The organism is Sporosarcina sp. P2 (assembly GCF_002743255.1).
Classification (GTDB): domain Bacteria; phylum Bacillota; class Bacilli; order Bacillales_A; family Planococcaceae; genus Sporosarcina.
This window is the reverse complement of the sequence record NZ_PDYY01000007.1, coordinates 78145-102151: the sequence shown is the minus strand read 5'-3', so window position 1 is coordinate 102151 and position 24007 is coordinate 78145. Positions and strand designations below refer to the sequence as shown.

Annotated in this window: 22 protein-coding genes; 4 read left to right on the top strand and 18 right to left on the bottom strand. The window is 46.8% G+C overall.

Annotation, left to right across the window (positions count from 1 at the left end):
• Nucleotides 1-374: 374 nt before the first annotated feature.
• The 7 genes from CSV67_RS09105 to CSV67_RS09070 all read right to left on the bottom strand — a co-directional run bounded on the left by CSV67_RS09105 (nucleotide 375) and on the right by CSV67_RS09070 (nucleotide 9422).
• Complete coding sequence (locus CSV67_RS09105; protein ID WP_099631284.1) at nucleotides 375-1562, bottom strand: S41 family peptidase; 1188 nt, start codon at nucleotides 1560-1562, stop codon at nucleotides 375-377.
• A gap of 89 nt (nucleotides 1563-1651) precedes the next feature.
• Nucleotides 1652-2917, bottom strand: a complete 1266-nt coding sequence (locus CSV67_RS09100; RefSeq protein ID WP_099631283.1) for a CAP and S-layer homology domain-containing protein — start codon at nucleotides 2915-2917, stop codon at nucleotides 1652-1654.
• A gap of 492 nt (nucleotides 2918-3409) precedes the next feature.
• Complete coding sequence (locus CSV67_RS09090; RefSeq protein ID WP_255397354.1) at nucleotides 3410-4297, bottom strand: nuclease-related domain-containing protein; 888 nt, start codon at nucleotides 4295-4297, stop codon at nucleotides 3410-3412.
• A 718-nt stretch (nucleotides 4298-5015) separates the two neighbouring features.
• A complete protein-coding gene (locus CSV67_RS09085; protein WP_099631280.1) occupies nucleotides 5016-6842 on the bottom strand; it encodes an efflux RND transporter periplasmic adaptor subunit in 1827 nt (608 codons plus the stop codon).
• Between the two features lies 1 nt (nucleotide 6843).
• Nucleotides 6844-7566, bottom strand: a complete 723-nt coding sequence (locus CSV67_RS09080; protein ID WP_099631279.1) for a hypothetical protein — start codon at nucleotides 7564-7566, stop codon at nucleotides 6844-6846.
• Nucleotides 7567-8482: 916 nt separating this feature from the next.
• Nucleotides 8483-8932 carry a transcriptional regulator gene (locus tag CSV67_RS09075; protein WP_099631278.1) on the bottom strand — a complete coding sequence of 150 codons (450 nt, stop codon included), beginning with the start codon at nucleotides 8930-8932 and terminating at the stop codon, nucleotides 8483-8485.
• Between the two features lie 157 nt (nucleotides 8933-9089).
• The gene (locus CSV67_RS09070; RefSeq protein ID WP_099631277.1) at nucleotides 9090-9422 is read right to left on the bottom strand and encodes a hypothetical protein; all 333 of its coding nucleotides are present in this window, start codon (nucleotides 9420-9422) and stop codon (nucleotides 9090-9092) included.
• Nucleotides 9423-9588: 166 nt separating this feature from the next.
• Here CSV67_RS09070 and CSV67_RS09065 point away from each other — a divergent pair, with 166 nt between their 5' ends.
• The 3 genes from CSV67_RS09065 (at nucleotide 9589) to CSV67_RS09055 (ending at nucleotide 14417) form a co-directional block, all read left to right on the top strand.
• On the top strand, nucleotides 9589-10014 hold the full coding sequence (locus CSV67_RS09065; protein WP_099631276.1) for a helix-turn-helix domain-containing protein: 426 nt from the start codon (nucleotides 9589-9591) through the stop codon (nucleotides 10012-10014).
• Nucleotides 10015-10104: 90 nt separating this feature from the next.
• Entirely contained in the window at nucleotides 10105-11679 is a 1575-nt protein-coding gene (locus CSV67_RS09060) for a hypothetical protein (RefSeq protein ID WP_099631275.1), read from the top strand.
• Nucleotides 11676-14417: a DEAD/DEAH box helicase gene (locus CSV67_RS09055; RefSeq protein WP_099631274.1), complete on the top strand. Its 2742-nt coding sequence runs from the start codon at nucleotides 11676-11678 to the stop codon at nucleotides 14415-14417. Before CSV67_RS09060 ends, CSV67_RS09055 begins: the two co-directional genes overlap by 4 nt.
• Before the next feature lie 51 nt (nucleotides 14418-14468).
• Here the strand turns inward: CSV67_RS09055 and CSV67_RS16660 are convergent, their stop codons facing one another.
• Both CSV67_RS16660 and CSV67_RS09050 read right to left on the bottom strand, forming a co-directional pair.
• Nucleotides 14469-14627, bottom strand: coding sequence for a hypothetical protein (locus CSV67_RS16660; RefSeq protein ID WP_158232908.1), 159 nt, complete (start codon nucleotides 14625-14627; stop codon nucleotides 14469-14471).
• A 334-nt stretch (nucleotides 14628-14961) separates the two neighbouring features.
• Nucleotides 14962-15375: a single-stranded DNA-binding protein gene (locus CSV67_RS09050; protein WP_099631273.1), complete on the bottom strand. Its 414-nt coding sequence runs from the start codon at nucleotides 15373-15375 to the stop codon at nucleotides 14962-14964.
• 259 nt (nucleotides 15376-15634) lie between these two features.
• On the opposite strand from CSV67_RS09050, the gene CSV67_RS09045 reads away from it, so the two are divergent.
• Nucleotides 15635-16072 (top strand): YwpF family protein, encoded by a 438-nt coding sequence (locus CSV67_RS09045; protein WP_369803167.1) that lies wholly within the window; start codon nucleotides 15635-15637, stop codon nucleotides 16070-16072.
• Nucleotides 16073-16524: 452 nt separating this feature from the next.
• On the opposite strand, the gene CSV67_RS09040 is transcribed toward CSV67_RS09045, so the two are convergent.
• The 9 genes from CSV67_RS09040 to CSV67_RS09000 form a co-directional block, all read right to left on the bottom strand.
• Nucleotides 16525-16905 carry a hypothetical protein gene (locus CSV67_RS09040; protein WP_099631271.1) on the bottom strand — a complete coding sequence of 127 codons (381 nt, stop codon included), beginning with the start codon at nucleotides 16903-16905 and terminating at the stop codon, nucleotides 16525-16527.
• Nucleotides 16906-16995: 90 nt separating this feature from the next.
• Nucleotides 16996-17391 carry a hypothetical protein gene (locus tag CSV67_RS09035; RefSeq protein ID WP_233189620.1) on the bottom strand — a complete coding sequence of 132 codons (396 nt, stop codon included), beginning with the start codon at nucleotides 17389-17391 and terminating at the stop codon, nucleotides 16996-16998.
• A gap of 81 nt (nucleotides 17392-17472) precedes the next feature.
• Nucleotides 17473-17910, bottom strand: coding sequence for a 3-hydroxyacyl-ACP dehydratase FabZ (fabZ, locus tag CSV67_RS09030; RefSeq protein ID WP_099631269.1), 438 nt, complete (start codon nucleotides 17908-17910; stop codon nucleotides 17473-17475).
• A gap of 53 nt (nucleotides 17911-17963) precedes the next feature.
• Complete coding sequence (locus CSV67_RS16895) at nucleotides 17964-18554, bottom strand: DNA-directed RNA polymerase subunit beta (protein ID WP_233192582.1); 591 nt, start codon at nucleotides 18552-18554, stop codon at nucleotides 17964-17966.
• 23 nt (nucleotides 18555-18577) lie between these two features.
• Entirely contained in the window at nucleotides 18578-19411 is an 834-nt protein-coding gene (locus tag CSV67_RS09020; RefSeq protein WP_099631268.1) for a flagellar hook-basal body protein, read from the bottom strand.
• 40 nt (nucleotides 19412-19451) lie between these two features.
• On the bottom strand, nucleotides 19452-20276 hold the full coding sequence (locus tag CSV67_RS09015; RefSeq protein ID WP_099631267.1) for a flagellar hook-basal body protein: 825 nt from the start codon (nucleotides 20274-20276) through the stop codon (nucleotides 19452-19454).
• A gap of 76 nt (nucleotides 20277-20352) precedes the next feature.
• On the bottom strand, nucleotides 20353-21354 hold the full coding sequence (gene mreB / locus CSV67_RS09010) for a rod shape-determining protein (protein WP_099631266.1): 1002 nt from the start codon (nucleotides 21352-21354) through the stop codon (nucleotides 20353-20355).
• Nucleotides 21355-21497: 143 nt separating this feature from the next.
• Nucleotides 21498-22991: a glycerol kinase GlpK gene (gene glpK, locus CSV67_RS09005; protein WP_099631265.1), complete on the bottom strand. Its 1494-nt coding sequence runs from the start codon at nucleotides 22989-22991 to the stop codon at nucleotides 21498-21500.
• Nucleotides 22992-23657: 666 nt separating this feature from the next.
• A complete protein-coding gene (locus CSV67_RS09000; protein WP_029053436.1) occupies nucleotides 23658-23930 on the bottom strand; it encodes a sporulation transcriptional regulator SpoIIID in 273 nt (90 codons plus the stop codon).
• Between the last annotated feature and the right edge of the window lie 77 nt (nucleotides 23931-24007).

Genomic DNA, 24007 nt, shown 5'->3' with positions numbered 1-24007 from the left:
AGCAACCACTTTTATCTTTATGTTGGGATCTTCAATTCAAGACCTTAGAACTGAAGATCCCAACACGTTTAAATTCAAAGAGAAAGGATGAATTTCTTCATCCCTGGATTTTAATAGATACATCTTAAAAATGATAGGGTACTCTAGGGTTTAGGCACTTCCATATTAAATCCAGAAGAATACACAGTGGATCGTAAGCGGAAGGCGGCGACTCCCAGAGGATCAGCGTGCGCCTTGAGATCCCGCAGAAGCGAAGCGCACGAGGAAGCTCAAGCCACGCCCTCGGGAAAGCGTCCGCCTGCAGCGTCGATCCACGTTGCCTCCACCCTCACTCCATCTATACAGTATACCAACTTCTCTTCCTCATCACCAATTTATTTAGCTCGTGCCAGCGCTCGTGCTTGCACAGTAAAAGGCGTATACGTCCCTTTCACAACACTCAACCCGTTAGCCCCCGCTATCCCCGGATGCACAATAAGCATATACTCCGCTCCAAGCGCCATAGGTTTCGCTGGCTGGATCGTCATCGTTTTATCATTGCTAGCCTTTTTAGCCGTTTGTATAGAGACGCTTCCAAACTTCACAAGTTCCATCTTATTGAAATCCTTCGCTGGACCAAAGTTCATTTTCTGCGTGAACTCGACGTTGAATACTTTTGACTGCGCTACGCCGGTTGGTCCTTTGATGGACTGGTAGCCCCGCGCGACCAAGTCAGAAGTGACGAGGCGCTTGTGCATACCCGCATGCTCCGTGCCTGGTTTCATTTTGATATTCGGCTCGACGCCTATGTGTTGTACGAGTGTTCCTTTAGGTCCTGTATAGTGACCTGTCGTGAGTTTCAGCGCACCGCCGTTTTCCAATTCGAATAACGACTGAACGCTACCTTTTCCTTTTGTCGTCTCCCCTACTATGTTCGCCGCGCTTTGATCTTTTAGGCTGACTGCCACAATTTCAGAAGCGGAAGCTGAATAGCGGTTGACGAGTACGTACGTGTCTACCGGGAATTGATTTTTCGCTGGGACGACTTTCCCTGCCTGTGTCCCCATGCGCGTTTGCAGTTTATACGCTTCTTTTACTCTCGGGAAGAAGCCTAGTAATTGTTCGGCGCTGTCTACGTAGCCACCACCGTTAAAACGTAAATCAAGAATCAATCTCTTCGCTCCCGCCGCTTTCAAACGTGACCAATGAGCATTGACGTCTTCTTGTAAATGCGCAGAGAATGCCTTGATTTTCAAATATCCGACATTTCCGTACATCATATTCGAACTCACATTGTCCGGATTGTGCGGCGCCGCAAGAGTAGCGACTTGTGTCGGTGCTTTAGCGCTTGCGTATTGATTGAGATAATCATTATATTCAGCGGGCGTCATGTACACCGAGTATTCATCGAGCTGACGTACGACTTCGGTGACGTTTCTCGCGTTGTAAAGATTAGTAGGTTTATCGCCATAATAGTACAAATCGACAATTTCTTTCACTTCGTCAAGAGTCGCGGCTTCGGTGGCGGGTGTTAAGCAGAGCCAAGCGAAAACAGCTACTACTGCAATAAGGGTTTGTTTCATTGCGCTTCCTCCTTTATTCGGTGGGGTTGGTAAAAGTATGTATCTTTCAACTATACCCTATACACCAGCGATTAAGCGGCTACCTATAGTTATTTTTTCGAATATAGTGTAACCCAATAGATTTTACCATTTGAATCGGGTGCCGTGCCTGCTCCCATATGCGTAAATATTGGGCTTAATAGATTTTCCTTATGCGCAGGAGACGCTAACCAGGCGTTTGTAATTTCAAGCGCATCATGATAGCCAGCTCCAATGTTTTCACCATATGCCGTCCATTTATAATCAAATTTCTCAAGCATCTCTGCAGCCGTGCCATATGTCGGCGTGATATGCGATAATTCTCCGAGCTTCGCCAAGTCTTCCGCTCTTGCGCTAGCAATGCGGTTGAGTGCAGGATCCGCTCGTAGATTTCCAATTTTAGCATTTTGTCGTTTAATGTTGATGTTGATAATCGCCTGTGCCGCTAATGAAGGCTTTTCAGGTTCAGGTTTTGGCGGTACAGGTGTCGGCTTCGGTGGCTCCGGTTTTGGTGCTGGTGGTACCGGTGCTGGTTTTGGCGGAACAGGTTTTGGCGGTGCCGGTGCCGGTTTCGGTGGTACTGGTTTAGGCTTTTCAGGTGCTGGCTTTTGATTATTGGGGTTCGGCTTAATCAAGTTTTGATCTCGATCGACATAGCCTTTCTTTTGATTATCATACGTAATCAGTCCATTTTTGCGATTTTCATCGAATTGCATCGTGCGGTACAAGAACGCCGCCATTTGGCCACGTGTAACAGGTTCATTCGGATTAAATTTCCCACCTGGGCGCGTCGTGGTGATATTGAGTTCGGCAATCGTAATAATGTATGCATATGCCCCACTGCTCTTCTGGACATCATCAAAAATAATGAAATCATTGTCGTCCGTGACAATATGGTAACCAAGGACTAGTAGTTTCGCCATCTGTCCGCGAGTCAGCGGTTTATTCGGATTGAATGTATCCGCATTCTTGAACAGCCCCCGCTGGGTCAACGCACGAATATGATCATACGACCCGTTGTCCTTCGCTACATCCTTGAAATCCATTTTATACGCATGACTCGGTTTCGCCCCAATAGAAACCGCGATCATCTTGGCCGCCTGAGCCCGAGTGACAGGTTTATTCAAGCGATACGTATTGTCGGCATAGCCTTTGATAATTCCATTGGCCGCCATATACATGACCGCATCGTAAGCATAATGTTTCTCCGGCACGTCCTTAAACGCCACCGATTTCGCCGCTTCCACCGGCAAAGATGCAGATACTCCCACCGCAGACACCGCCACAGTCATCGCAATAGTACTTAAGAATATCTTTTTGTCGTGAGATAGATTCATATAAACGTCCCCCTTTTGTTAGAGTATACGGGATTCAGCATGTGTTTTGGTAGAGGTATTGTTGAAATTTGTTGGATGATTTTGTTTTTTGGGGGTTGGGGGTGGATTATTGGGTGGGTCGGTAGTGGGTATGAGCGGATATTGGTCTACATAGAGCGGAGCACTGGCTTGATTGAGCGGTTATCGGGACTGATAGAGCGCTGGACGAGATTAATAGAGCAGTTGAGCACGGGGATTGAGCGAATTATGAGAAACATAGAGCGCGCGGATGTTTTGGTTAGCGAGGATCCCCTTATGAGCGGTCACGCCATGGGTAAGAGCGAATATTGGCCTACATAGAGCGGAGTACTGGCTTGATTGAGCGGGTATTGGGGCAGATAGAGCGCTGAACGAGTGTGATAGAGCCGTTGGGCGTGGGGATTGAGCGGATGCGTTATTAAATTTCATTAAGAAACCAGCGCATGGAAAGCTTGTGCGCTGGTTTAATTGCTTTTACAAATATAGATTTTCTGTGTTGAGAAGTCTCGGAGAGAGTTGGTAGATGGCGTTGCGCTTTTTGCCGGACATTTCGGTGAAGGGGTTCGCTAGCATTCGTTTCGCTATGTGGCGGGAGTGGATATTGGTGAAGTGACGGAATTGCTGATTGGTGAGTTGCGCGCCGCCGATGCAGTACCATTCCGCCAGCGTGGCATGATGGGCATGACGATCGATATGGCCGCACGCACGACAGTGCCAACTTCGAGTCCGCCACAGCATCGTTAATTGTTCGCAATTCGGGCACGCGACGCCGGTTGCCAAATCTTTTATGGAAAGTGCGTATTTTTCGATCAGCGGAAATGGATCATAGTGGCGATGTGTGTTTAGGAGTTCATTCGCCAATCTCTTGATCTGATTTGCGTTCAGAATTTCACTCCTCATTTCTAAATTTCTTAGGCGGTTGGGAATTTCATACGAAAATACGAGCCGATGGGAGGATGTGTTTTCGATGGTGAGTTCGTTTTGGTAGGCGAAGACGATGTAGTCGACGAGGGGAATGTCGATGTTACGCGCTTGCAACCAGCTGGTGAAGTAGTGTTTTTTGCGTTCCATTTCCTCGATTGGACTTCTCAGCACGGTGCGTTCCCCGTTGACTGATTCGCGAATGAATTGGGTCGGATTTTGCTTAATGTGTAGTTTGCCTGCGATGTTTTTGATTTCGAACAAGATAATGGCGCTCGGGGTAATTAAAATAGAGTCAATTTGGAAATAGGCATGTTCATGTTTCAGGAAAACGTCGTGGAGGATTGCGTGCGGATACGGCGGGATGAAGTCACGTAATTGGTAGTCGAATTCCCTCTCTCCTCCGAAGCCCGCTTTGCCGTTGTAGAAGTCAGTGCGGATTTTTTCGTATTTGTCGTGATTAACTGGTAAACGTTTTAGAAGCGCCTGTTGGCCGATGATCAGTTTGGGGATCGTGCGAGTTTTAAAGAGTATGTTGTTTCACCTCCTATATTGATTGTTGGGGAGTATATACATTGTAGCAAGAGTGTTATGAATTGGGAAGTATTAGGTGAAAATCGATTTTAAGTGGTTTTTTGAGGATGAAATTGAATTTTGGGGTGGATTTGTTGGGAGGAATTCAATTTTGTCGGATTGAAGAGTGATATATGCTGTGATTTTGTTTAAAAATATGTCTTTAGTCATGTGGGGTTGCGATTATGAGCGGTTGATTGGCTTGATAGAGCACTTGTCGGTCGTGATAGAGCGGATAGTTGGCCGGATAGAGCGCTTGAGCGTGGACATTGAGCGGTTAGCTGGATAGAGCGCCTGAGCATAGACATTGAGCGATTAGCCAGGGTGATAGAGCGCTTAAACAGAAAGTATGAGCGGCCCGACTTTGCCTTGCCCTATTTCATGATGTAATACTCCAATGAGCGGTTGATTGGCTTGATAGAGCGGTTATTGGTCGCGATAGAGCGAATAGATGGCCGGATAGAGCACTTGAGCATGAACATTGAGCGGTTAGCAACACAGGTAGAGCGGATAACAAGCTTTATAGAGCGCCCCACCAAAAACATCACTACAAAAACGAAAAAACTGCCCAATTACAGGCAGTTTTTTATTGTTTAATCAAATATCGGACATAGTTTTGCCAAGGTATTGTTTTCCATTGTTCCCATTCCGGTAAATAAAGTGGAAGTGGGTGGAAGACGGATTGGTGCTCGAGGCTGCTGTCTAAATCATCGTTGTGTAGTGCGATCACTCCTGGTTCGACGCCCGTTGTGAGGACTGTTCGATCGAGTGAAGTGAATGGCGCTTCGACCGTGTTTTGGACTGCTCGTCCATTGTTGTCTAGCGTCCAAACTTTTGCACTGTATTGGTATTTATCTGTTAGCCAGTTCGTTTTGACGCTGACCACTTGGTTGGCTTCATTCGTTTGAATGAACGTGTTGACGTTCGTGCCGAATGGCAAGTCCATTTGCTCGTCGTACGGTGCAACGCGTACTTCATAATATGCTAGTGGATTGTCTTTTTGTGTGTTGCCAAGTGCTTTATACGCTTTCAGCCATTCGTCGTCTTTCGCAGGTACTTTGGATACCGATACGACGACTCCGTTAATTGTGGAGATGTCATTTGGATAGTCCGGCGCGATACGTTCTTGGATTTCAGCGAGCTTCTTTTCTTTATTCGTTAATTCAGGCTTACCTTCAGGTGAATCATTTACTTCTGGATTAGAAATCGTTCCGTCCGGATTTGTTGTTGTATCATCTGGATTCGGTGTTGCATCGGGATTTGTCTTACTATCCGTATTCGGAGTGCCTGTCGTTGGCGGTGTCTCCGTGTTCGGTTTGTTTTCCGTACCAGAACTATTATTGTTCGAACTGTCGATACTCTTGTCCGGCGAAGATACCGGTGTATCCGGCTTGTCGAGCGAACCGTCCGGGTTGCCGGAAGTGCCGTCGAAGTTTTCTTCATTAGCGTTCGAATTCACTGCCGGTGGTTCTGCATCCGTCCCGTCGATTTCCGTTTTCGGATCGTCGTAAGGTACGGTACTCGGTGGCACACCGTCAGCAGAAAGAGACGCGACTGATTTACCTTTTTCACTGCCGATTCCGTCTTCCGTAGATGCGGGTTCTTCTGGTTGTTGATTTGGATCGACTTTCGGTGTGAACGGTGTGTGAATCGAGTCATGCTGGATGGTTACCGGCGCGCCCGTTTCCACGTTTGGCCATTCATTGTCGAGTACATAAGTGACAATCGTTTGGTCGGTGCTGTAAATATCGATCGACGGTGACTCGCTATCGCGTTTGATCGCCACGACATAGCCGCTTACTGGACTCGTCAACGCGGATTCATTCGGCAATTCTGCGAGCTGTGATTCAACTATTTCCGTTTTCCGTTGCACTTCTGCGAGATCCCGTTCCGCTTCCGCAATCGCTTGCGCAAACGCTCCGTCTTCTCTCACTTCGATGCCCACATTCAAATTGACACGCACTTTTTTCTCATCGTTCGTATCATAATAATCACTGTTGTTTTTCGAACCGCCCGCTGAGGACTGTTCATACTCCAAATTACTGATCGTTTGTGAAATCGAAGACGACTGATTTTGCAACGCGGTTAGTTCAGATTCTAATCCATTGCGTTTGGAATCGATATGATCCACTTTCAATGAAGCAAGCTCCGTTCCAAAGTCCACTGCCTCCCCTTCTTGAACGAGCCATGATTCAATAGTCTGGCCGTCTTTTAGGTAGATCGTATGCAAATCTTTCGGTGAAATGAAGCCTTCTTTATCGAGCTCTTTCTTGTAATCATCCGCAGATAACCGTTCGTACTCACTGACGTACTGCGCTTTCGGGATGACACTTTTTTCAGCGAACACCAAAAATGTGTTTAAAGCTAGGAACGCTGTAACGAGGACCGTCACGATGATATTTTGCGCTTTCATCTTATAGTCCCCCAATCATTAACAAGTTCAACATTTTTTCGATCGGAGCAAAGCCGACTGCCGCAGTGATCAATGCAAAGACCACTTGCAATGCGATCAACATCCACAATGCATGCTTGCGGATACCTTTATGCTCTATAACTTCTCCACCGACAAGTGACGTTTCCACTTTCGAGAAGCTGATGAAGCGGTACTGAATCGCCACGATCAATGCAGAGAAAATCGTCAATTGATTGACGAAAAGAATGATATACCAATTATCCAGGAACGTTACCGCGAGGGGTCCGAATGAAAGAATCGAAACCGCTGCTGTTTTTCCAGCCACCGCAAAGATTAGGAAATTGATGAGTTTTTCGATTAGTAATAATCCCGTGACCACTAGCTGTAACTTCAGCAATGGCTTAAATGGAATTTTCGTCAGCATGCTTAAGATCCATGCGACGCCCCAGAAATGAAACGACATGTAGATGATGGCCCAGAGTATGGCGCCGACTAATGCGGTGATGCGGCCGATGGTGAATTCATCGAGCGAACCGTTAGCCAAGAGATACGTCATCGTCCCGGTGTTCATGCCCCACATATCGCGGAGGACGAACAGGATGATGCCCAAAATGAATACGCTAAACACACGGCGTTTGAATCCAGTCACAGTTCCTTGCCCAATATCAACGGCAAGTCGGTCAGGATAAACTAGTGAACGCCAGTAACCGTAAGTAGAATACATATGTACTTCTCCTTTGCCTCCAACTTATTCGACTGATTATATCAGTTTCTATCTCTCTTACTTTATCAAAAAATGACGAATTTGCAACGAATGTAGTGTTATGTTGTGGAATTTGGTAGGAGAGTTGGAGATTTAAACGATTAAAGATGCTGAGTGAAGTTACATTACTCATGGGATTTCCGCTGCAGATGGGGGACGCTTTCTGGAGGGCGGGCGGTGAACCACACCCCTCGCGTAGCTCGCTGGGTGTTTCACCTGTCCCGCTGATCCTCCCAGAGTCGCCCCCATCTTCCGCTACAATCCTACTTTTATAGTGGATGGATATGGAAACACTCATTGGCTATAGTATGTGAACTAGTGTTGTCACTGAACTTAGTTCAATTCAATTACAAGCCTAACTTCAACAACTGTAATAACTATCACCCACTCGCTCTGCAGGGATTTGCGCGTAGGAGGGGCGACTCTAGGAGGATCAGCGTGACAGGTGAAACACCCGGCGAAGCAAAGCGGAGCGGTGTGGTTTACCGCACGCCCTCCAGAACGCGTCCCCTCCGAAGCGCAAATCCCTACCCCAACACCCCGTCATCCCTTAACCACTTAAAAAACCCTTAGTCCATTAGATTCATTTAATTGTCTGAATGTTTTTAATTCAAAGAAACAGGATATAATAGGAAGTAATAGGGTCAGATGGCTCTTATTACATAAAGGAGTGATGAGCGATGAACTTGGACAAAACGATTGAGTTTACATGGCAGGACTTTGCACTTGGCCTCGGTGGATCGGGACTATTCGTAGTGGCGCTCCATTTCCTTACACTATGAGAAAACGCAAAACACAACGCACATAAAAACACCTCAACGTCGACGCACATAGATGTGCTTCCAATTGAGGTGTTTTTATCGTTTTAGTGTGATGATCAAATCATTCGCAGTCCTTCCATCAACTCCTTGAACAAGAGCTGGTTTTTCGTTTCTAGTGCATAATCTACCATTCGTTCCCAATTATCTTGCTCCAACTTCTCCACCAAACCGTCCGCTTCACGCATGTACTCTTCCTGTAGATGGCCTTCCAATTCCATCGCTCCTTCGAGTATAGTCGACAAATGCAAATGTAAATCGGAAACTAGTAATAATTGATAAAGTGGGATTCGTATAAATCTGTTACCTCGCTGAAAGACGAATACTTCTCCTAAGTTTTCAATCTGCAAACTTTTCGTATTTACAACGATTTCCTTCCCTTCTGCGGGGATAAACTGGAACACCTCGTCATTTCGCTTAATAGAGAAATATTGATAAGCGAATACAAGGCGTAAGTTAAATTCTTCTTTACTGGTAAAAAATGGCTTGATCCGCTGTACGACTAGCATTTCTTCCCCCTCCTCTCCATTAATTTGAATTTTCCGATTATTATTAATATATCACATCGAAGAGGATTTTGTGCATGATATGAGTCGGAAACCATCTAATATACCAAGAGAATTTTTCAGAAAACGGTCATAGTAGCAAATCACGCGGTCTTTCGGGTTATTCATCATGCCCCACTAGAAAAGTTTTGGACACCGGCTGATACTCGATGTTTCTTTCTTTTAATTGTTCCAGTAATTGTTCGCTTGCATCTACATTCGTTTTCTCGTAAGAAAAAATCATTTGGCTATTTGCGTACGAGATGACGACTTGTTCGAATACCATCTCATCATGCATGACGTTATATAAATATGAAACTTTCCCATTTGAATCATGGACAGATTTTTCGGAGTACTGTTCGAGAGATTCAAAGAAACGTGGTTCACTTGTGCTAACGGGTTCCGGCTTTTGTAAACGGTGCCGCAATTGTGGAAAGTGTAAAATCAACTGCACTCTTTCTATCGCTTTCGCCTACTTTCTCTTTTTTACCACAATCTTCTCACAATATTGTAGAAAAGCCTTGAAATTGCTAATTCGTCAATCCGCATTGCCTAAATGACAATTTTACGAAATACCGGATTATTTTCTTATACGATGGCGAGAAAAACGGGTGATGACAATGAGTTTTGGAACACAATTACGAGAATACCGCGATGAGTATTTACATATTTCACAAAAACAAATGGCTGAAGATCTTGGAGTCGATGGTGCGACGATGTCTAGATACGAATCGAGTGAACGGGGTTTCCCGATTGATTTGGTGCCGCTCATTAAGGAAATCTATAACATACCTGATGATGTATTACTCGCGATGATTTTGGACAAACCGTTAAAGACGGTACGCCCTTTTTCGAGCCAGACACTCGACAGTACCGCCACGTACGAAAAAGGGTTTCTTACGCAGTACGGATCACTAATTGACAATGAGCCATTGTTGAAAGAATTTATTTTACGGGTTGATTCATTGGACTACGAAAACCGCCAGTTGCTGCTGTCAGGCATGTTGAACTTCATGCAGTTATTCGAAAATCAAACAGGTAAATGAAAACTGATTGTTTTTCTGCTCCCCAAGTTGTGGTAAAGAACCGTAAAAAACGGTATAATAGGAGGAATGCTTAAGTAAGGAGTGGATTCGGTGACCATCACTATTGAACGAATCGCAAATATGCACGACTCACAAATTGAAGAATTCATGAATCATATTAAACATACATTTCAGCCGTCTGACCCTGCACAGGCGGAAATAATACGCAAAGCCGCTTCACTTGTACGTATGAACGCAATCGGTGCGTATCGCTACACCGAAACCGAGCAATCCTTAATGGCAAATATTTCGGGTACAGAGTCGGAATTCGCACGTCTTTCTTTCATGACGATGGAGCCGTACTGCACATGTGCTGACGGAGACTGGTGTGCGCATCAGATCTCGGTCGTCTTTCATTTGTACTCGCAGTTTCATTCATTGTCCGATTGGCTGAATACGTGGCGCCAGTCAGGAACTGTGCAGACACAATTGTCGATCAATGAACGGACACCGGAAGCTTGGTTAAACGCATTATCCGTATTAGTGAAGCCGCTTAGCGAGTTGAATGCGAGTGACGGACCGACTGGATTCTTGCATTACGCTTCCAAAATTGAACACCAGAAGACGCGGCTTTCTCCTTTTGAATGGGAATGGAAGCCGCTCTTTTCGCTGTACTATCAGCTAACATTATTGCGGTCGGCGTGGCCTTTCCTTAAAAACGAACTATCGGCGAACGATTCCTATCATTACGGCAAATGGCAGCTGACGATTTGGCTCAATGAGCAGATGTCCGAAATGAAAGCTAGCATTAAACAGTTAAGTACGAAATCGCGTCTATTTGAGACGGACGCCTTTCACACGAAGCTCAAAGATTTGATTCATTCGTTCGCAATGGACGAAGATGGTTTATTCTCGAAGCGTTTTGAAGCGTTCCGTCTTGTCTATACTGAGCTGTATTCCGATGAAGCCGAATTGACAGAGGAGATTGAACGCCTGCAAAAGGAAACGGCAGCAGACGCGCCATTATTCCGTGCATTTCTCTATTTGACGTCGGGACGTTTTGACGAGCTCGATGAGGAATTGAATACTCTAGATGCTACCGCTGTTCCACAGTGGTTGGCATTTGCGCTCTATGCGAAAGAAGATGAGGATTTTGATATCGTGCAGTCGATTATGTTGCAACTGCTTCCTCATTTAGCCGAGCATTATCAGCAACTTGCGACGCGTAACCGTTCGGCTTTTGCCGAGGATATCGACGAGTTGCTGGCGCTGTCCGATGTTTCAGAAGAACAGCGCGACCAACTATTTCAATCATATGGACCGGAAGCCAGTCGTGCGTATGGTAAGTTTTTATTCGAGCGCAATCGTTATGCTGAATGGGCTGCGCTTATGCATTTAACTCGCGGGTCAGTCGACATGATCGACAGTTCGGCAATGAAAACAGCACTTGCGGAAGATTCGCAAGCGGTGTTCCCTCTCATGCATGCTGAAGCTTTGAAATTAGTCAAAGAGAAAAATCGAGATAGCTATCGCCGTGCAGTGCGTTTATGGAAGCAAATGAAGACGGCTGCGAAGCGCGATGGCCGCAATGAATTTTGGAACCGCTATGTCCATACAGTCCGCGAGCAATTTCCACGTCTACGTGCACTGATGGAAGAGATGGAGAAAGGAAATCTACTTCTATGACCGATTCGAACATCTTACAACTTTCATTAGAGTTAACATTACAAGAAGCACAAGATGGCATGTTCATCGTGTCTGCAAACGTCGCAGGTGAAACGCGCAAGATTGATGCGGATATGCTCGTATCGTATTTATTTTATTCGGATGAACCTACGATGTACGGCATGTTGGTGGAGCAGCGTGATAATTGGCTCAATGTATCGATTGATATGTTGCTGCGTTTGTTCTCGGCTGGTAGTCATCCGTACGTGCAATACTCTGGTGCGACTTCTAACGATCAACAAATACTTACAGACATTCGCGAAGCAGCGACGTTATGGAAAGACCCTGCGCTGTTTTCATATGTTGAAGCGAGTGAGTCTGGATTGTCGTTTAATCTCGACAAGACCCATTTATCCGAGCAGGCGGGACGGTATATCTCGCTTGCGATGCGTGGACAGTTGGCGACGCTCGGTGTCCCGATGGCAGACTTCCCTGCTTTGTTGCCGCACTTTCAGCAGTATGGATGGCCGAATACCGAAAAGTCGAAGTTACCGTTCCGCGTAGCACTTCGTTTGACGGAGCCGGATATCGATGAGACGGATTGGTTGCTTGAGACGATTCTAATTAGTGATCGCGGTGCACAGTGGTCGCCGGCGATCGGCAAAATAGCAGGATCGATCGAAAATGCTTTACCTGCAAAACGTAAGCCGTACGCGGAGGAAATTGAAGAGCGTCAATCCGAGATGGTCGGGATTTTCCGTTCCGTCGAATGGTATGAACCGCGACAGTTCATGCATGTGCCGCTAAATGATGCGCAAGTGCGGATTTTCATTCAGGAAGATCTGCCACTATGTCAGGCGTTTGATTATCCGGTTATACTACCGGCTTGGTTAAAGACCGTGACAGAGACGAAGTTGAAGATTCGGACGTCTGCCGGTATGCAGTCGTATCGTTCGTCAGCGAGTCTCGATCAAGTGTTGTCGTTTGATTGGCAGTTTTCACTTGCAGGGGAAAAGATCGATAAGGATCAGTTCCAGAAGATGGTCGATGAGAACCGCGAGTACATTCGCGCAGGCGATGAGTGGTTTCATTTGGATCCCGCATGGCTCAAACGGATTCGTGAGTTGATGGAGCAAGTAGACGACGGCGAATGGACAGTGAAGGATTTGCTGTTCAATGAAGTGCCGGAAGAAATTGCGCCTGTCTATGATGAAGAGGAAGAAGACGATCCGTTAGTTGCGTTTTCAATGCAGCAATCTTTGCGTAACGTGATGAATATGCTGCATGACAAGAAAGGTTTGCCGCCCGTTCCGGTACCTGGGACATTGCATGCCGAGTTGCGTCCGTATCAACAAGAAGGTTTCGAGTGGCTTCATTTCATGCGCGCCAATAAATTCGGTGCGGTGTTGGCGGATGATATGGGACTTGGTAAAACCGTACAGCTCATCTCGTATTTGCTGTATGTGCATAATTTACCGGAAACCGACTCCCCTTCGCTGATCATTTGTCCGACAAGTGTTATGGGTAACTGGCAGAAAGAGCTTGAACGTTTCGCGCCTTCTTTGACGGTACACGTACATTACGGGACGAATCGTGCGCGTGAGGAACAGTTTGCGGATATTATGAGCAAGCGTCAAGCGGATATTATTTTGACGACGTATGGTACCGCTACGCAAGATGGCGAGATGCTGTCGATGTACGAGTTTGCGAATGTAACTATTGACGAAGCGCAAAATATTAAGAACTTGCAGACGAAGCAGTCTCGGGCGATCCGGAAGTTGCGCGGTGTGCATCATATCGCGTTGACGGGTACGCCGATCGAGAACCGTTTATCGGAGTTATGGGCTATTTTTGATTTCATTCATAAAGGATATCTCGGCAGCTTCCGTAAATTTAACGATGAATTCATCGTGCCGATTGAGCGTGATGATCTTGAAGCGGAGAAACGGAAATTGCGTGCTCGAATTCAGCCGTTCATGATGCGCCGGACGAAAAATGATCCGGAATTGCGTCTGAACTTGCCTGAGAAACTCGAGCAAAATGAATATGTCCCACTGACTCCTGAGCAAGCGGCATTGTATGAAAGTTTTGTTTCGGAGACGAAATTCAAACTCGAAACTCTGACAGGATTTGAGCGCAAAGGCTTGATTTTGAAGATGCTCAGTCGTTTAAAACAATTATGTAATCATCCGGCATTATTCCTGAAAGAACCGCCAGCCCCTGCTGCCGAGTTGACGAAGCGATCCAATAAAATGGCGCGAATTGTTTCGATGGCAGCGGAGATTGCGGCGAACGGTGAGCAATGCTTGATTTTCACGCAGTATATTGGCATGGGGCAGATGATCCGTCAGTGTTTGTCCGAGCTACACGGGATTGACGTGCCATTCTTGACGGGTAGTATGCCAAAAGGACAACGTGATGCATTGGTCGAGGCGTTCCAAAACGGAGAGTTCCCGATTTTCATCCTGTCATTAAAAGCTGGGGGCACCGGCTTGAATTTGACGCAGGCGAATCACGTATTGCACGCAGACCGTTGGTGGAATCCGGCTGTGGAGAACCAGGCAACGGATCGTGCGTACCGTATCGGGCAAACCAAATTCGTGCATGTGCATAAATTTGTAACGGTTGGGACGATTGAAGAAAAAATTGACGAGATGCTCGTCGAGAAAGCAGCGTTGTCAGCTGATTTGATTCATTCGAGTCAATGGTTGACCGAGCTCAATGATCGAGAGCTCGAGGATTTGCTGACGTTTAATTAACATAGTAATCACTGGGACCTGTATCGAAATGTGATGCAGGTCTTTTTGCGTTCATTGTACATCGGAGGGAATGAGGAAAGGGTTTGTTTTGATCGTTTCCAGGTAATTGATGCGCTCGTTCAGGTTGGCAATAATGCGGATCAGCTGGCCAATCTGGTCTTCGAGGCGTTGAATATCTTGTTTCTGCGCGACTGTAGGTGTGCTGTGCATGTGGGCTTCATCCTTTCTATGAGCGGGTATGTATTCCGTCAGCCCGCCAAGTGGAAGTGGTCTCCGACGAAAACGGGCGACGGATGAGTTGGCGTAAAATTGATTCAGTTCCTATGCTGAATGTACTCCCGGCATCACAGAGGATTGGGTCCCCACCCGCTCTTGCTTCTGCCGAGTCATGCTAGTTGGCGAATATGCTTGTAGTGTCGTGTAATTTTCTCTTTTTTCATTTCTCTTTAATTGTGTGTCATCCATCTCTTTTCAGGAATTGATCAGCAACGGATGTGCGACGGCGGATCTGCCTTTGTAACTTCCCCTTTCATTTTAGATATGATTAGAAAATAGGTAGTGCCGTTTCGGTTGATTTCGCTTCTTCAAAACGTTCGGACTCAGTAGATGATTGCGTTTTCATTTCTGACTGTTGAGGTTTGGATGACTTCGAAAGAAAGCGGATGTCGTTGCACATGACTTCCATGATATACACTTTCGATCGGTCTTCCCGTTCGTAGTTCCGGGTCTGAATGCTTCCACTGACGCCTACGAGCGATCCTTTGCCGCAGTGACGGACTAGGTTTTCGGCGGATCGTCCCCAGACGGAGCACGGCACGAAGTCGGTTGCTATTTCCCCGTTTGCGTTTTTGAAGCTGCGATTGACTGCGAGGGCGAACGTAGTATTGACACGTCCTGACGAGTGTTCTTTTAATACGAGGTCTTTGGTGATGCGCCCTACTAAAGCCACTTGGTTCACGAGTTTGTTCCTCCTTTCTTTGTGCTGCCCTTATCGTAATCTACATGGGATCATTATGGCAAAGTGGCAAAATTGAATTTTAATGCGATTTTCGGCGTAGTTTTTCAATTTTCATTCGAAGGGATTTTTAGACTTTCGCGGTAGTAAGCGATTTCTATGTAACGAGGTAAATGGCATTATTGAATTCTCGAGTATTTTAAGATTTTTATGCTATACTTGGGAAAATTGTACCGAGGTGATGGGATTGAAGACGTTTAAGATGATTTCGGTGGAAGTGGTTCAAGAGAGCGGCGTGCTTGCATTTCCACTGTTTGACGGCATTATCATCAACCAGGAGAACAGTCACCGTTTGTGGGTGCTTGAGCTGTTCATTGATGCCAAGTACAAGGATATTATGGAAAAGTGGAAAGCCGAGGAGACGTTGCTGACCGTACGCGTTGTCATTTCGTATCCCGGCAATGAGCCCGCTTCTTTCGACGTGGCGGTGGAAAACTGGCGTCAGATTGGTGACCGGATTTCTGTGTTGATGAAAGGACGTCTGAAGCGCGTCCGCTCGAAGTATCCGGAATATCTGCTTGAGGAGTTATTGGATGAAGGTTTGGAGGGCGATGCGTTGCTCGAGCAATTCCAAACGGCCATGTGGGATCGACCGAAGTTGAAGCGCGATATGGAGATGGATGAGAAGACGAAGTTGTGAAGGTTGGGCTGCCCTTTTTTGGGTGGCTTTTTTTGTGTTTGGTGGATATAGAGCGGATGTACGGACTCATAGAGCGGGTAACGCGCTTCATTGAGCGGATAAGCCAGCATATAGAGCGCGCGCGGACTTATGTAGAGCGAATAGCGCGAGCGATAGAGCGGGTAACATGACATATTGAGCGCACGCGGACCTACGTAGAGCAAATAGCGCGAGCGATAGAGCGGGTAACATGACATATTGAGCGCGCGCGGACCTGCATAGAGCGGATAGAGCGAGCGATAGAGCGAGTAAACCAGCACATCGAGCGCACGCGCACTTACATAGAGCGGATAGCGCGAGCGATAGAGCGGGTAACATGACATATTGAGCGCGTGCAGACTTGCATTGAACACAACCCATATAAAAACGGCCCAAGCATTCAATATGCAGGGCCGTTTCTATAAAGGTGGGAATCATCGTACTTTACGATTTTCATCGCGCAATACGCCGTCTGGAGCCGCGTCGTTACCGTTCATGTTGCCGTCGAGATTTTTGTCGTCGCGAGCGCCATTGATATCGTTGTTGTCATCGATCATTTCATCACGGGTTCGATCTAGACTTTCGCGCGTGTCCTCCATGATGCCATCACCGTTGCCGTTCATGATGCCACGGTCATTGTTGTCGTCAAGACCGTCGAGATTTGGGCCCATGCGTTCGTCACCGTTAGGCGTGTTGTTACGTTCCGTCTCCTGCATCGGCGTTTCGTTATTGCTTGGTAGTGCACCGTTGTTTGTGTTACATGCGGTTAGAACGAGTGCGGAAGCAAAAACTACGGGCAGAGCTTTTCTAATCATAAAAAAATTCCCTCCTTTTTTACGAGCTGTGAACCATACGTTTTGGTATGTTCATCGATAGCTTGTGCGGAAAGGAGAGAACTATTCGTTTTAATTATTCGTATGACCTGATGTGGTTTCCAATACGTTTTGAACGTATACGGCTTCCGCTTTGCAGCCATAATCATAATAGGTGTCGAGATTTTGTTGTAAAATTTCAATTTGCGCGATCTGCTCTTCCGTTGGTGGATCGTTGAGGATGCGAATTAGTACTTCCTCCACGCGCTCCGCTAACTCTTTATGGAAATCGGGATCTACTTTGACGTCGTCAGGAATCTTGTCGTACCAAAGTGCTTTGGTCGTAATGTATTCCCGCCAGTTCGCGTAAAATTGTTCGATGTTATATTCTTCTGCAGACCAGCCGATTTCACTCATATATTGTTCGAATGATTGAGAAATGGAACGAGTGATGCTGCTCTTAATATTTGGAGAAAGCTTTTTTAACATGCTGTAGTATACCCTCCCACTGTATGCCCATACTGGCATTCCAATGATTATTATATCAATATTTAGTACGGCATCATGATGTTATTGCTCTTGGACGGGTCCGAGTGCGAACGTAATATCTGCTTCACATGCCACTTCGCCTTCGACGGTTGCGATGGCTTTTCCTTTACCAATTGTTCCACGCAGGCGGACAATTTCTACTTCGAGACGAAGCGTGTCGCCTGGTATAACTTGACGCTTGAAACGGCAGTTGTCGATGCCGGCAAAAAACGCTAGACGGCCTTTGTTTTCTTCTTTTTTGAGTAAAGCGACCGCGCCTACTTGGGCGAGCGCTTCCACGATTAAGACACCTGGCATAACCGGGTAGCCCGGGAAGTGGCCGTTGAAGAAGTCTTCATTAATTGAAACATTTTTTAACCCGACTGCGCGCTTGCCTTCTTCGAGTTCTTCGATGCGATCGACGAGCAAGAATGGATAGCGATGCGGGATGATTTCTTGTATTTGTTGAGCGTTTAGCATGAAATTTGTCTCCTTTATTCCAGAGGTTCTGAAGAATTCAGATGTTTCTTTCCTTATTTACCGTTCATGATATCAAAAATATGCTGCCATGTCTCTTTTTTGAAGACATCGCCTGCTGAGCCGTCACCGATTACACTAAAACCAACCATTGTACCTGCTATGGCCGCTAAGACAATCAACAACAGTATCAGTAGTAGCCGCAGCCAGATGGGAATCATGCGCACTTGAACCCAGCGCATTTCGCTTATCGGTTTTGTAGCCTTTTTAGAACGTTCTTTACGTGGCCATTTTGACGTAATCTTCGTCCAAAATGTCGCGTCCGTTTGTTCTGATGCAGGTAGTTTTTCTACAGGATCCGTTTCGACTAGAGGTGTTTGTTCTACTACCTCTTCTGAAGCACCAGGAGCTTCTTCTAGCACTTCGGTCTCCGTTATCGACTGAATATCTTCCGGAAGTTCTTCGTCTGTCGTAGGAGGCTCTGCAAGCGTTATGGCCACTTCATCCATTCCAGATGTAACTACCGGATCTATTTCCGTAAGCTCAATCGGATCTTCCATTTCTGTCGGTTCCGGAGTCTTCAAGGGCTCGAATGGTTTCACCGGTGAGAGTGGTTCTGTTATTTTTTTGAAATTTTTTTCTGTCATAGTAAGTACTCCTATTGCACGCGTTAGCGAATGCCGTTAATTAAGCCCATCATCTGGTCCGCCATGGTTACGGAACGCGCATTGAATTGATAGGCACGTTGCGTCGAGATTAAATCCGCCATTTCTTTTTCATACTCTACGTTGGAAGTTTCGAGCGCTTGATTTTGTAAGCCAATCTGATTTCGTCCAGCACCTGTCAATTCCGTCAATAAATCATTTGCTGTCAGTCCGATTGCCGCTAGATCTGTGGGCAAACCAAAGCTGGTTGCCGAAAGCTGAACCATTGAATCAGGCTTTTCTAAGACGGTGACACCTAGATTAAATTCCTGCGTTCCTTGTGGTGTCGTGACTTGCAATACACCATTCGGACGAATTTGATAATCGGTCGCTTGTCCTGAAAAGACGATTGGACGGCCAGCGCTATCTGCTACTGCGAGTCCTTCTTCATTAACTAGCGCATTATTGCCATTTGCAGTCGGTGATAAGTAGAAATTTCCTTTACGTGAATAAATGATTTCTTCTCCGCCGTCTGTCGGCTGTATTAAATTAAAATGTTGTTTCGGCTCCGTTAACGCAAAGTCTAGCTGACGGTCCGTTAGTTGGACAGAGCCTACTTTCCAGTTCATCTGCAGGCTACCAAGGTGCGCGCCGGTGCCCATTCGAATGCCGAAATCTGAGCTGCGCTCGGCCTGATCGGCTTTGTCGTTATTGATTTGTTGGAATAAAAGTTCCTGGAATGTAGCGGCCGAAGACTTGTATCCATGAGTTCCGACATTCGATAAATTGTTGCCAATCAAGTCGAGACGGTGTTGCAGTTGGTTCATCGTATTCGTCGCTGTGGTCATTGTGCGAATCATTACAGGTCACTTCCTTTACGCATGCTTCTATATGTAGACATTAATTGACTCGTCCTACTTCATTGACTGCTTTTTCCATACTGCGGTCATAGGCTTGCAGGATTTTTTGATTGGCTTCAAAGGCACGGTAGGCTGTCAGCATATCCGTCATCGAGCGCGCGGCATCGACGTTGGAATCTTCAAGAAACCCTTGTTGCAACGTGTACGTACCGCCAGTTGGTAACGCATTTCCGTCGATTGTCGTGTAGAGTCCGTTATCTTGTTTGGATAGAGTGTCCGGACCGTCAGAGTAAGCAATACCTAGTGTCGCGACTTCCGTTTCGCCTGCGAAGATCGCTCCTGAATCCGTCACGCGAATATCATCACTTGTCAGTTCGATCCGATTGCCCGCATCGTCAAGGACGTATAAGCCGGATGGATTGGTTAGGTACCCTTCTGCATTGACAGTGAAATTGCCGTTTCGTGTGTAGAATTGACCGCCGTTCTCGCCTTCTAGCGTGAAGAATACGGTTCCTGCAACACCTGTCTCTTCATTTACTTCCATCGGTCCATCCACTAATGCGATATCAGTCTTCTGTTCCGTTTCACGCAACTGTCCTTGCGCAAATAATGGCAAAGTTTCTTGCATATAAACACCTGTCGACAGTTCGCCTACTTTGGATAGATTCCTAAAGTTCAAGCCTTTTTCCGTCGGCACGCGCATCGAATCTAAGCGAGACATCAACATGTCAGGGAATGCACGAATCGTCGACTGCTCCGCCTTATAGCCTGGCGTGTTGGCGTTCGCGATATTATTTGATAGCATTTCTGTACGGCGCTGCTGTGCAATCATGCCTGATCCTACTGTATAAAAACCACGAAACATTTCATTTCACTCCTTTGCATATTCATGTCGAATAATCGTTGTTTTTAGTATACACTACTTACCGCCTGATGGTAGGTCAAATTATGCGTGTTGATCTTTTACCATCCCACTCCATGAGCAAGGCCGTTCCATCTATAATACAAGTGAGCCCATTTTCTGCAATGAATACCGGAACTTGGAGATGTTCGGATAATAACGTATCTATTCCCGGAAGCAATGCACCGCCACCGATTAATAGGATGCCGCGCTGTGCAATATCCGCAGCAAGCTCCGGCAATGTTTCTTCCAGTGCATTCCTTGTCGTCTCCACGATTTTACTGATCGGCAGACGCAATGCCTGATGAATTTCTTCCGCCGTCACTTCAATTGTTTTCGGAATACCTGTCGCGAGGTCGCTACCGTGTACGTTCATAGCATTCGGTTTCTCCCCATTCGTCAACACAAGACCCATGTCTTTTTTCACTTGTTTTGCTGTTTTTTCTCCTATATACACATTATGTTTTTTTCGAATATGTTGGATGATACACTGATCAAAATGAAGGCCACCGATATTCGTTTTTTCAAACGAGACGATTTCTCCCATTGAAAGAACGGAAGCATCTGTCGTGCCTGCACCGAGATCGACTATCATATTGCCTGAAGGCGAAGATATATCCATACCTGTCCCAATCGCCGCCACTTTTGATTCTTCCTCAATGACGACTTGTTTGGCTCCGGCTCCCATCACCACTTGGCGGATCACACTTTTTTCCACTCGCGTCGTATCCGCTTTACAGCCAATCGTAACGTGAGGTTTGATACGCCGGCTTTTTCCTAGCGCTTTTTCAAGGAAGTGCCTGATCAACACACGGGCCATTTCGAATTCCGCAATGTTCCCAGCTTTCATTGGACGTATGATCTGAATATATTCCGGTGAACGACCAATCATTTGATAAGCCTCTACACCAAAGGCCACAGGTTCATCGGTACGTTTATCGATCGCAATGACGGCCGGCTCATCGATGACGAGACCGTCGTCTTTCACGTATATCAATACATTGGCGGTACCCAAGTCTATCCCAATATCTTTTGAAAACATCGTGGCCTCGACCCCTTCCTCGTACGTCCTGTCTGATAACACTCATTAGCTGTTTATTATATCATATTTCTACTTTATTTGGCAGTGTTCGAGGGCAGTCGTCAAAACGAAAAGCCGCCAGCAAGTTAGCGGCGGCTCGTGATTTATTTAAAGGCGATCGTTGCATGAATGGCTTTTTGCCACCCTTTGTAGAGATCTTCACGTACAGCTTGTTCCATATTGGGCTCAAAAGGTCGGTCGAGACGCCAGTATTCTGCGATTTCCTTGCGATCCTTCCAAAACCCTACCGCTAGCCCCGCAAGATAGGCCGCGCCAAGTGCCGTCGTTTCATTGATTGTCGAACGCTCGACTGGCACATTCAGTAAATCTGCTTGAAATTGCATGAGGAAATTATTGTTCACTACTCCCCCATCAACCCGTAACGTTTTCAATGAAATCCCAGAATCCGCTTCCATTGCGTCCAGCACGTCTTTCGTTTGATACGCGAGTGATTCAAGTGTCGCCCGCACGAAATGCTCCTTCGTCGTACCGCGTGTCAGGCCGAATACGGCACCTTTGACGTCGCTGTCCCAGTACGGCGTGCCGAGTCCGACAAATGCCGGTACAACGTAGACACCGTCAGTAGATTGGACGCGCTTCGCATAGCTTTCGGTTTCCGACGCTTTACGGAACATACGAAGTCCGTCACGCAGCCATTGAATCGCGGAGCCCGCAACGAAAATACTGCCTTCCAGTGCGTACTCCACTTTCCCATCGATTCCCCAAGCAATTGTCGTCAGTAAACCGTGTTCAGATGTTACGGCTTTATCTCCTGTATTCATTAGCATGAAGCAACCGGTACCATACGTGTTCTTCACCATGCCACTTTCAAAGCACGCCTGACCGAATAAAGCCGCCTGCTGATCACCCGCAATACCCGCGATCGGTGCTGCGTGACCGAAAAAGTGCTTGGTGTCTGTGTGCGTGTAGATTTCGGACGATTCGCAGACGGTTGGCAGCATCGTTTTCGGTACGTCTAATAGGTTGAGTAGTTCTTCATCCCACTGCAGGTCATGAATATTGTACATGAGTGTACGCGATGCGTTGGAGTAGTCGGTTACATGCGCTTCGCCACCAGACAATTTCCAGATGATCCATGTATCGATGGTGCCGAATAACAAGTCGCCGTTGTTCGCTTTTTCACGCGCCCCTTCTACGTTGTCCAAAATCCACTTTACTTTCGTTCCGGAGAAATACGAATCGATCAGTAAGCCCGTTTTCGCTCGGAATACATCATGATGTCCAGCTGCTTTTAGTTCTTCACAAATGTCAGCTGTCTGGCGGGATTGCCAAACGATCGCATGGTAGACGGGGGCGCCAGTATGCCTATCCCAGACGACGGTCGTTTCGCGTTGATTGGTAATACCGATCGCTTCAATTTGCGTGGCCGCGATGTTTTTTTCAGAAATGACCGCCGCGATGACGGAAAGAATCGAGCTCCAAATTTCATCCGCATTATGCTCCACCCAGCCAGACTGCGGAAAATACTGCGTGAATTCCTGTTGCGCCGTGTGGAAGATGTTGCCTTTTTTATCGAATAAAATTGCACGTGAGCTCGTCGTACCTTGATCGAGTGCCAAAATATATTTTTTCGTCATGATGCATTCCTCCCGTTTGCTTTGATTGGTGTTTATTATACATGTTTTTGGATTGGGGGTGGGGGGATGCATTGAGCGTTCGTGGACTGGCTTTGAGCGGGTGAGGAAAAACTTTGAGCGTCCGCGGACCACATAGAGCGGATAGCGCGCACGATTGAGCGAGTGAGGAAAAACTTTGAGCGCTCGCGGACCCACATAGAGCGGATAGCGCGCACGATTGAGCGGGTGAGGAAAAACTTTGAGCGCTCGCGGACCCACATAGAGCGGATAGCGCGCGCGATTGAGCGGGTGAGGAAAAACTTTGAGCGTCCGCGGACCCACATAGAGCGGATAGCGCGCACGATTGAGCGAGTGAGGAAACACATTGAGCGCTCGCGGACCCACATAGAGCGGATAGCGCGCACGATTGAGCGGGTGAGGAAACACATTGAGCGCTCGCGGACCCACATAGAGCAGATAGCGAGCACGATTGAGCGGGCGAGGAAACCCATTGAGCGCACGCGGACCCACATAGAGCAGATAGCGAGCACGATTGAGCGACCCCCTCCCACGCTAGAACACAATCCATCAAACAAAAGCTATCCAGATACATTCCTCTGGATAGCTTTTCATAATTTTAGGCTGGTTGTATAGGTGCAGTATATTACGGCTTCATTTTCAGTGTGACTAGGCATCTGCTTTTTGTGCTTCAGTTTCATTTTTCCATTTTTGACGCGTGGCTTCTCCTCCGCGCAAGTGGCGGATGGATTTGTGGTAGGCCAGAATTTCCGCGACTTTCCGTGACAAGCATGGATCTACATTTGGCAATCGTTCGGTCAAGTCTTTGTGGACCGTGCTTTTGGAGTAGCCGGTCGCAGTGGCTAGCGCGCGCACTGTCAAGTTGGTCTCGATCAGTAGCTTGCCCAGTCGTACGCAGCGTTTTCTAATTTGCTCGTGCACGCCCTCTTCCTTTCTCTATTCACTCCTTTGACTAATGTAGTCTATGCGAACATGTATCAACATATGAAAAAAGCCAT

Bases quoted from the DNA above. Each gene is read 5' to 3' on its own strand.
- CSV67_RS09105 (WP_099631284.1), bottom strand. From the start codon at position 1,562: ATGAAACAAACCCTTATTGCAGTAGTAGCTGTTTTCGCTTGGCTCTGC.
- CSV67_RS09100 (WP_099631283.1), bottom strand. From the start codon at position 2,917: ATGAATCTATCTCACGACAAAAAGATATTCTTAAGTACTATTGCGATG.
- CSV67_RS09085 (WP_099631280.1), bottom strand. From the start codon at position 6,842: ATGAAAGCGCAAAATATCATCGTGACGGTCCTCGTTACAGCGTTCCTA.
- CSV67_RS09080 (WP_099631279.1), bottom strand. From the start codon at position 7,566: ATGTATTCTACTTACGGTTACTGGCGTTCACTAGTTTATCCTGACCGA.
- CSV67_RS09075 (WP_099631278.1), bottom strand. From the start codon at position 8,932: ATGCTAGTCGTACAGCGGATCAAGCCATTTTTTACCAGTAAAGAAGAA.
- CSV67_RS09065 (WP_099631276.1), top strand. From the start codon at position 9,589: ATGAGTTTTGGAACACAATTACGAGAATACCGCGATGAGTATTTACAT.
- CSV67_RS09055 (WP_099631274.1), top strand. From the start codon at position 11,676: ATGACCGATTCGAACATCTTACAACTTTCATTAGAGTTAACATTACAA.
- CSV67_RS16660 (WP_158232908.1), bottom strand. From the start codon at position 14,627: ATGCACAGCACACCTACAGTCGCGCAGAAACAAGATATTCAACGCCTC.
- CSV67_RS09045 (WP_369803167.1), top strand. From the start codon at position 15,635: ATGATTTCGGTGGAAGTGGTTCAAGAGAGCGGCGTGCTTGCATTTCCA.
- CSV67_RS09040 (WP_099631271.1), bottom strand. From the start codon at position 16,905: ATGATTAGAAAAGCTCTGCCCGTAGTTTTTGCTTCCGCACTCGTTCTA.
- CSV67_RS09035 (WP_233189620.1), bottom strand. From the start codon at position 17,391: ATGTTAAAAAAGCTTTCTCCAAATATTAAGAGCAGCATCACTCGTTCC.
- fabZ (WP_099631269.1), bottom strand. From the start codon at position 17,910: ATGCTAAACGCTCAACAAATACAAGAAATCATCCCGCATCGCTATCCA.
- CSV67_RS16895 (WP_233192582.1), bottom strand. From the start codon at position 18,554: ATGACAGAAAAAAATTTCAAAAAAATAACAGAACCACTCTCACCGGTG.
- CSV67_RS09020 (WP_099631268.1), bottom strand. From the start codon at position 19,411: ATGATTCGCACAATGACCACAGCGACGAATACGATGAACCAACTGCAA.
- CSV67_RS09015 (WP_099631267.1), bottom strand. From the start codon at position 20,276: ATGTTTCGTGGTTTTTATACAGTAGGATCAGGCATGATTGCACAGCAG.
- mreB (WP_099631266.1), bottom strand. From the start codon at position 21,354: ATGTTTTCAAAAGATATTGGGATAGACTTGGGTACCGCCAATGTATTG.
- glpK (WP_099631265.1), bottom strand. From the start codon at position 22,991: ATGACGAAAAAATATATTTTGGCACTCGATCAAGGTACGACGAGCTCA.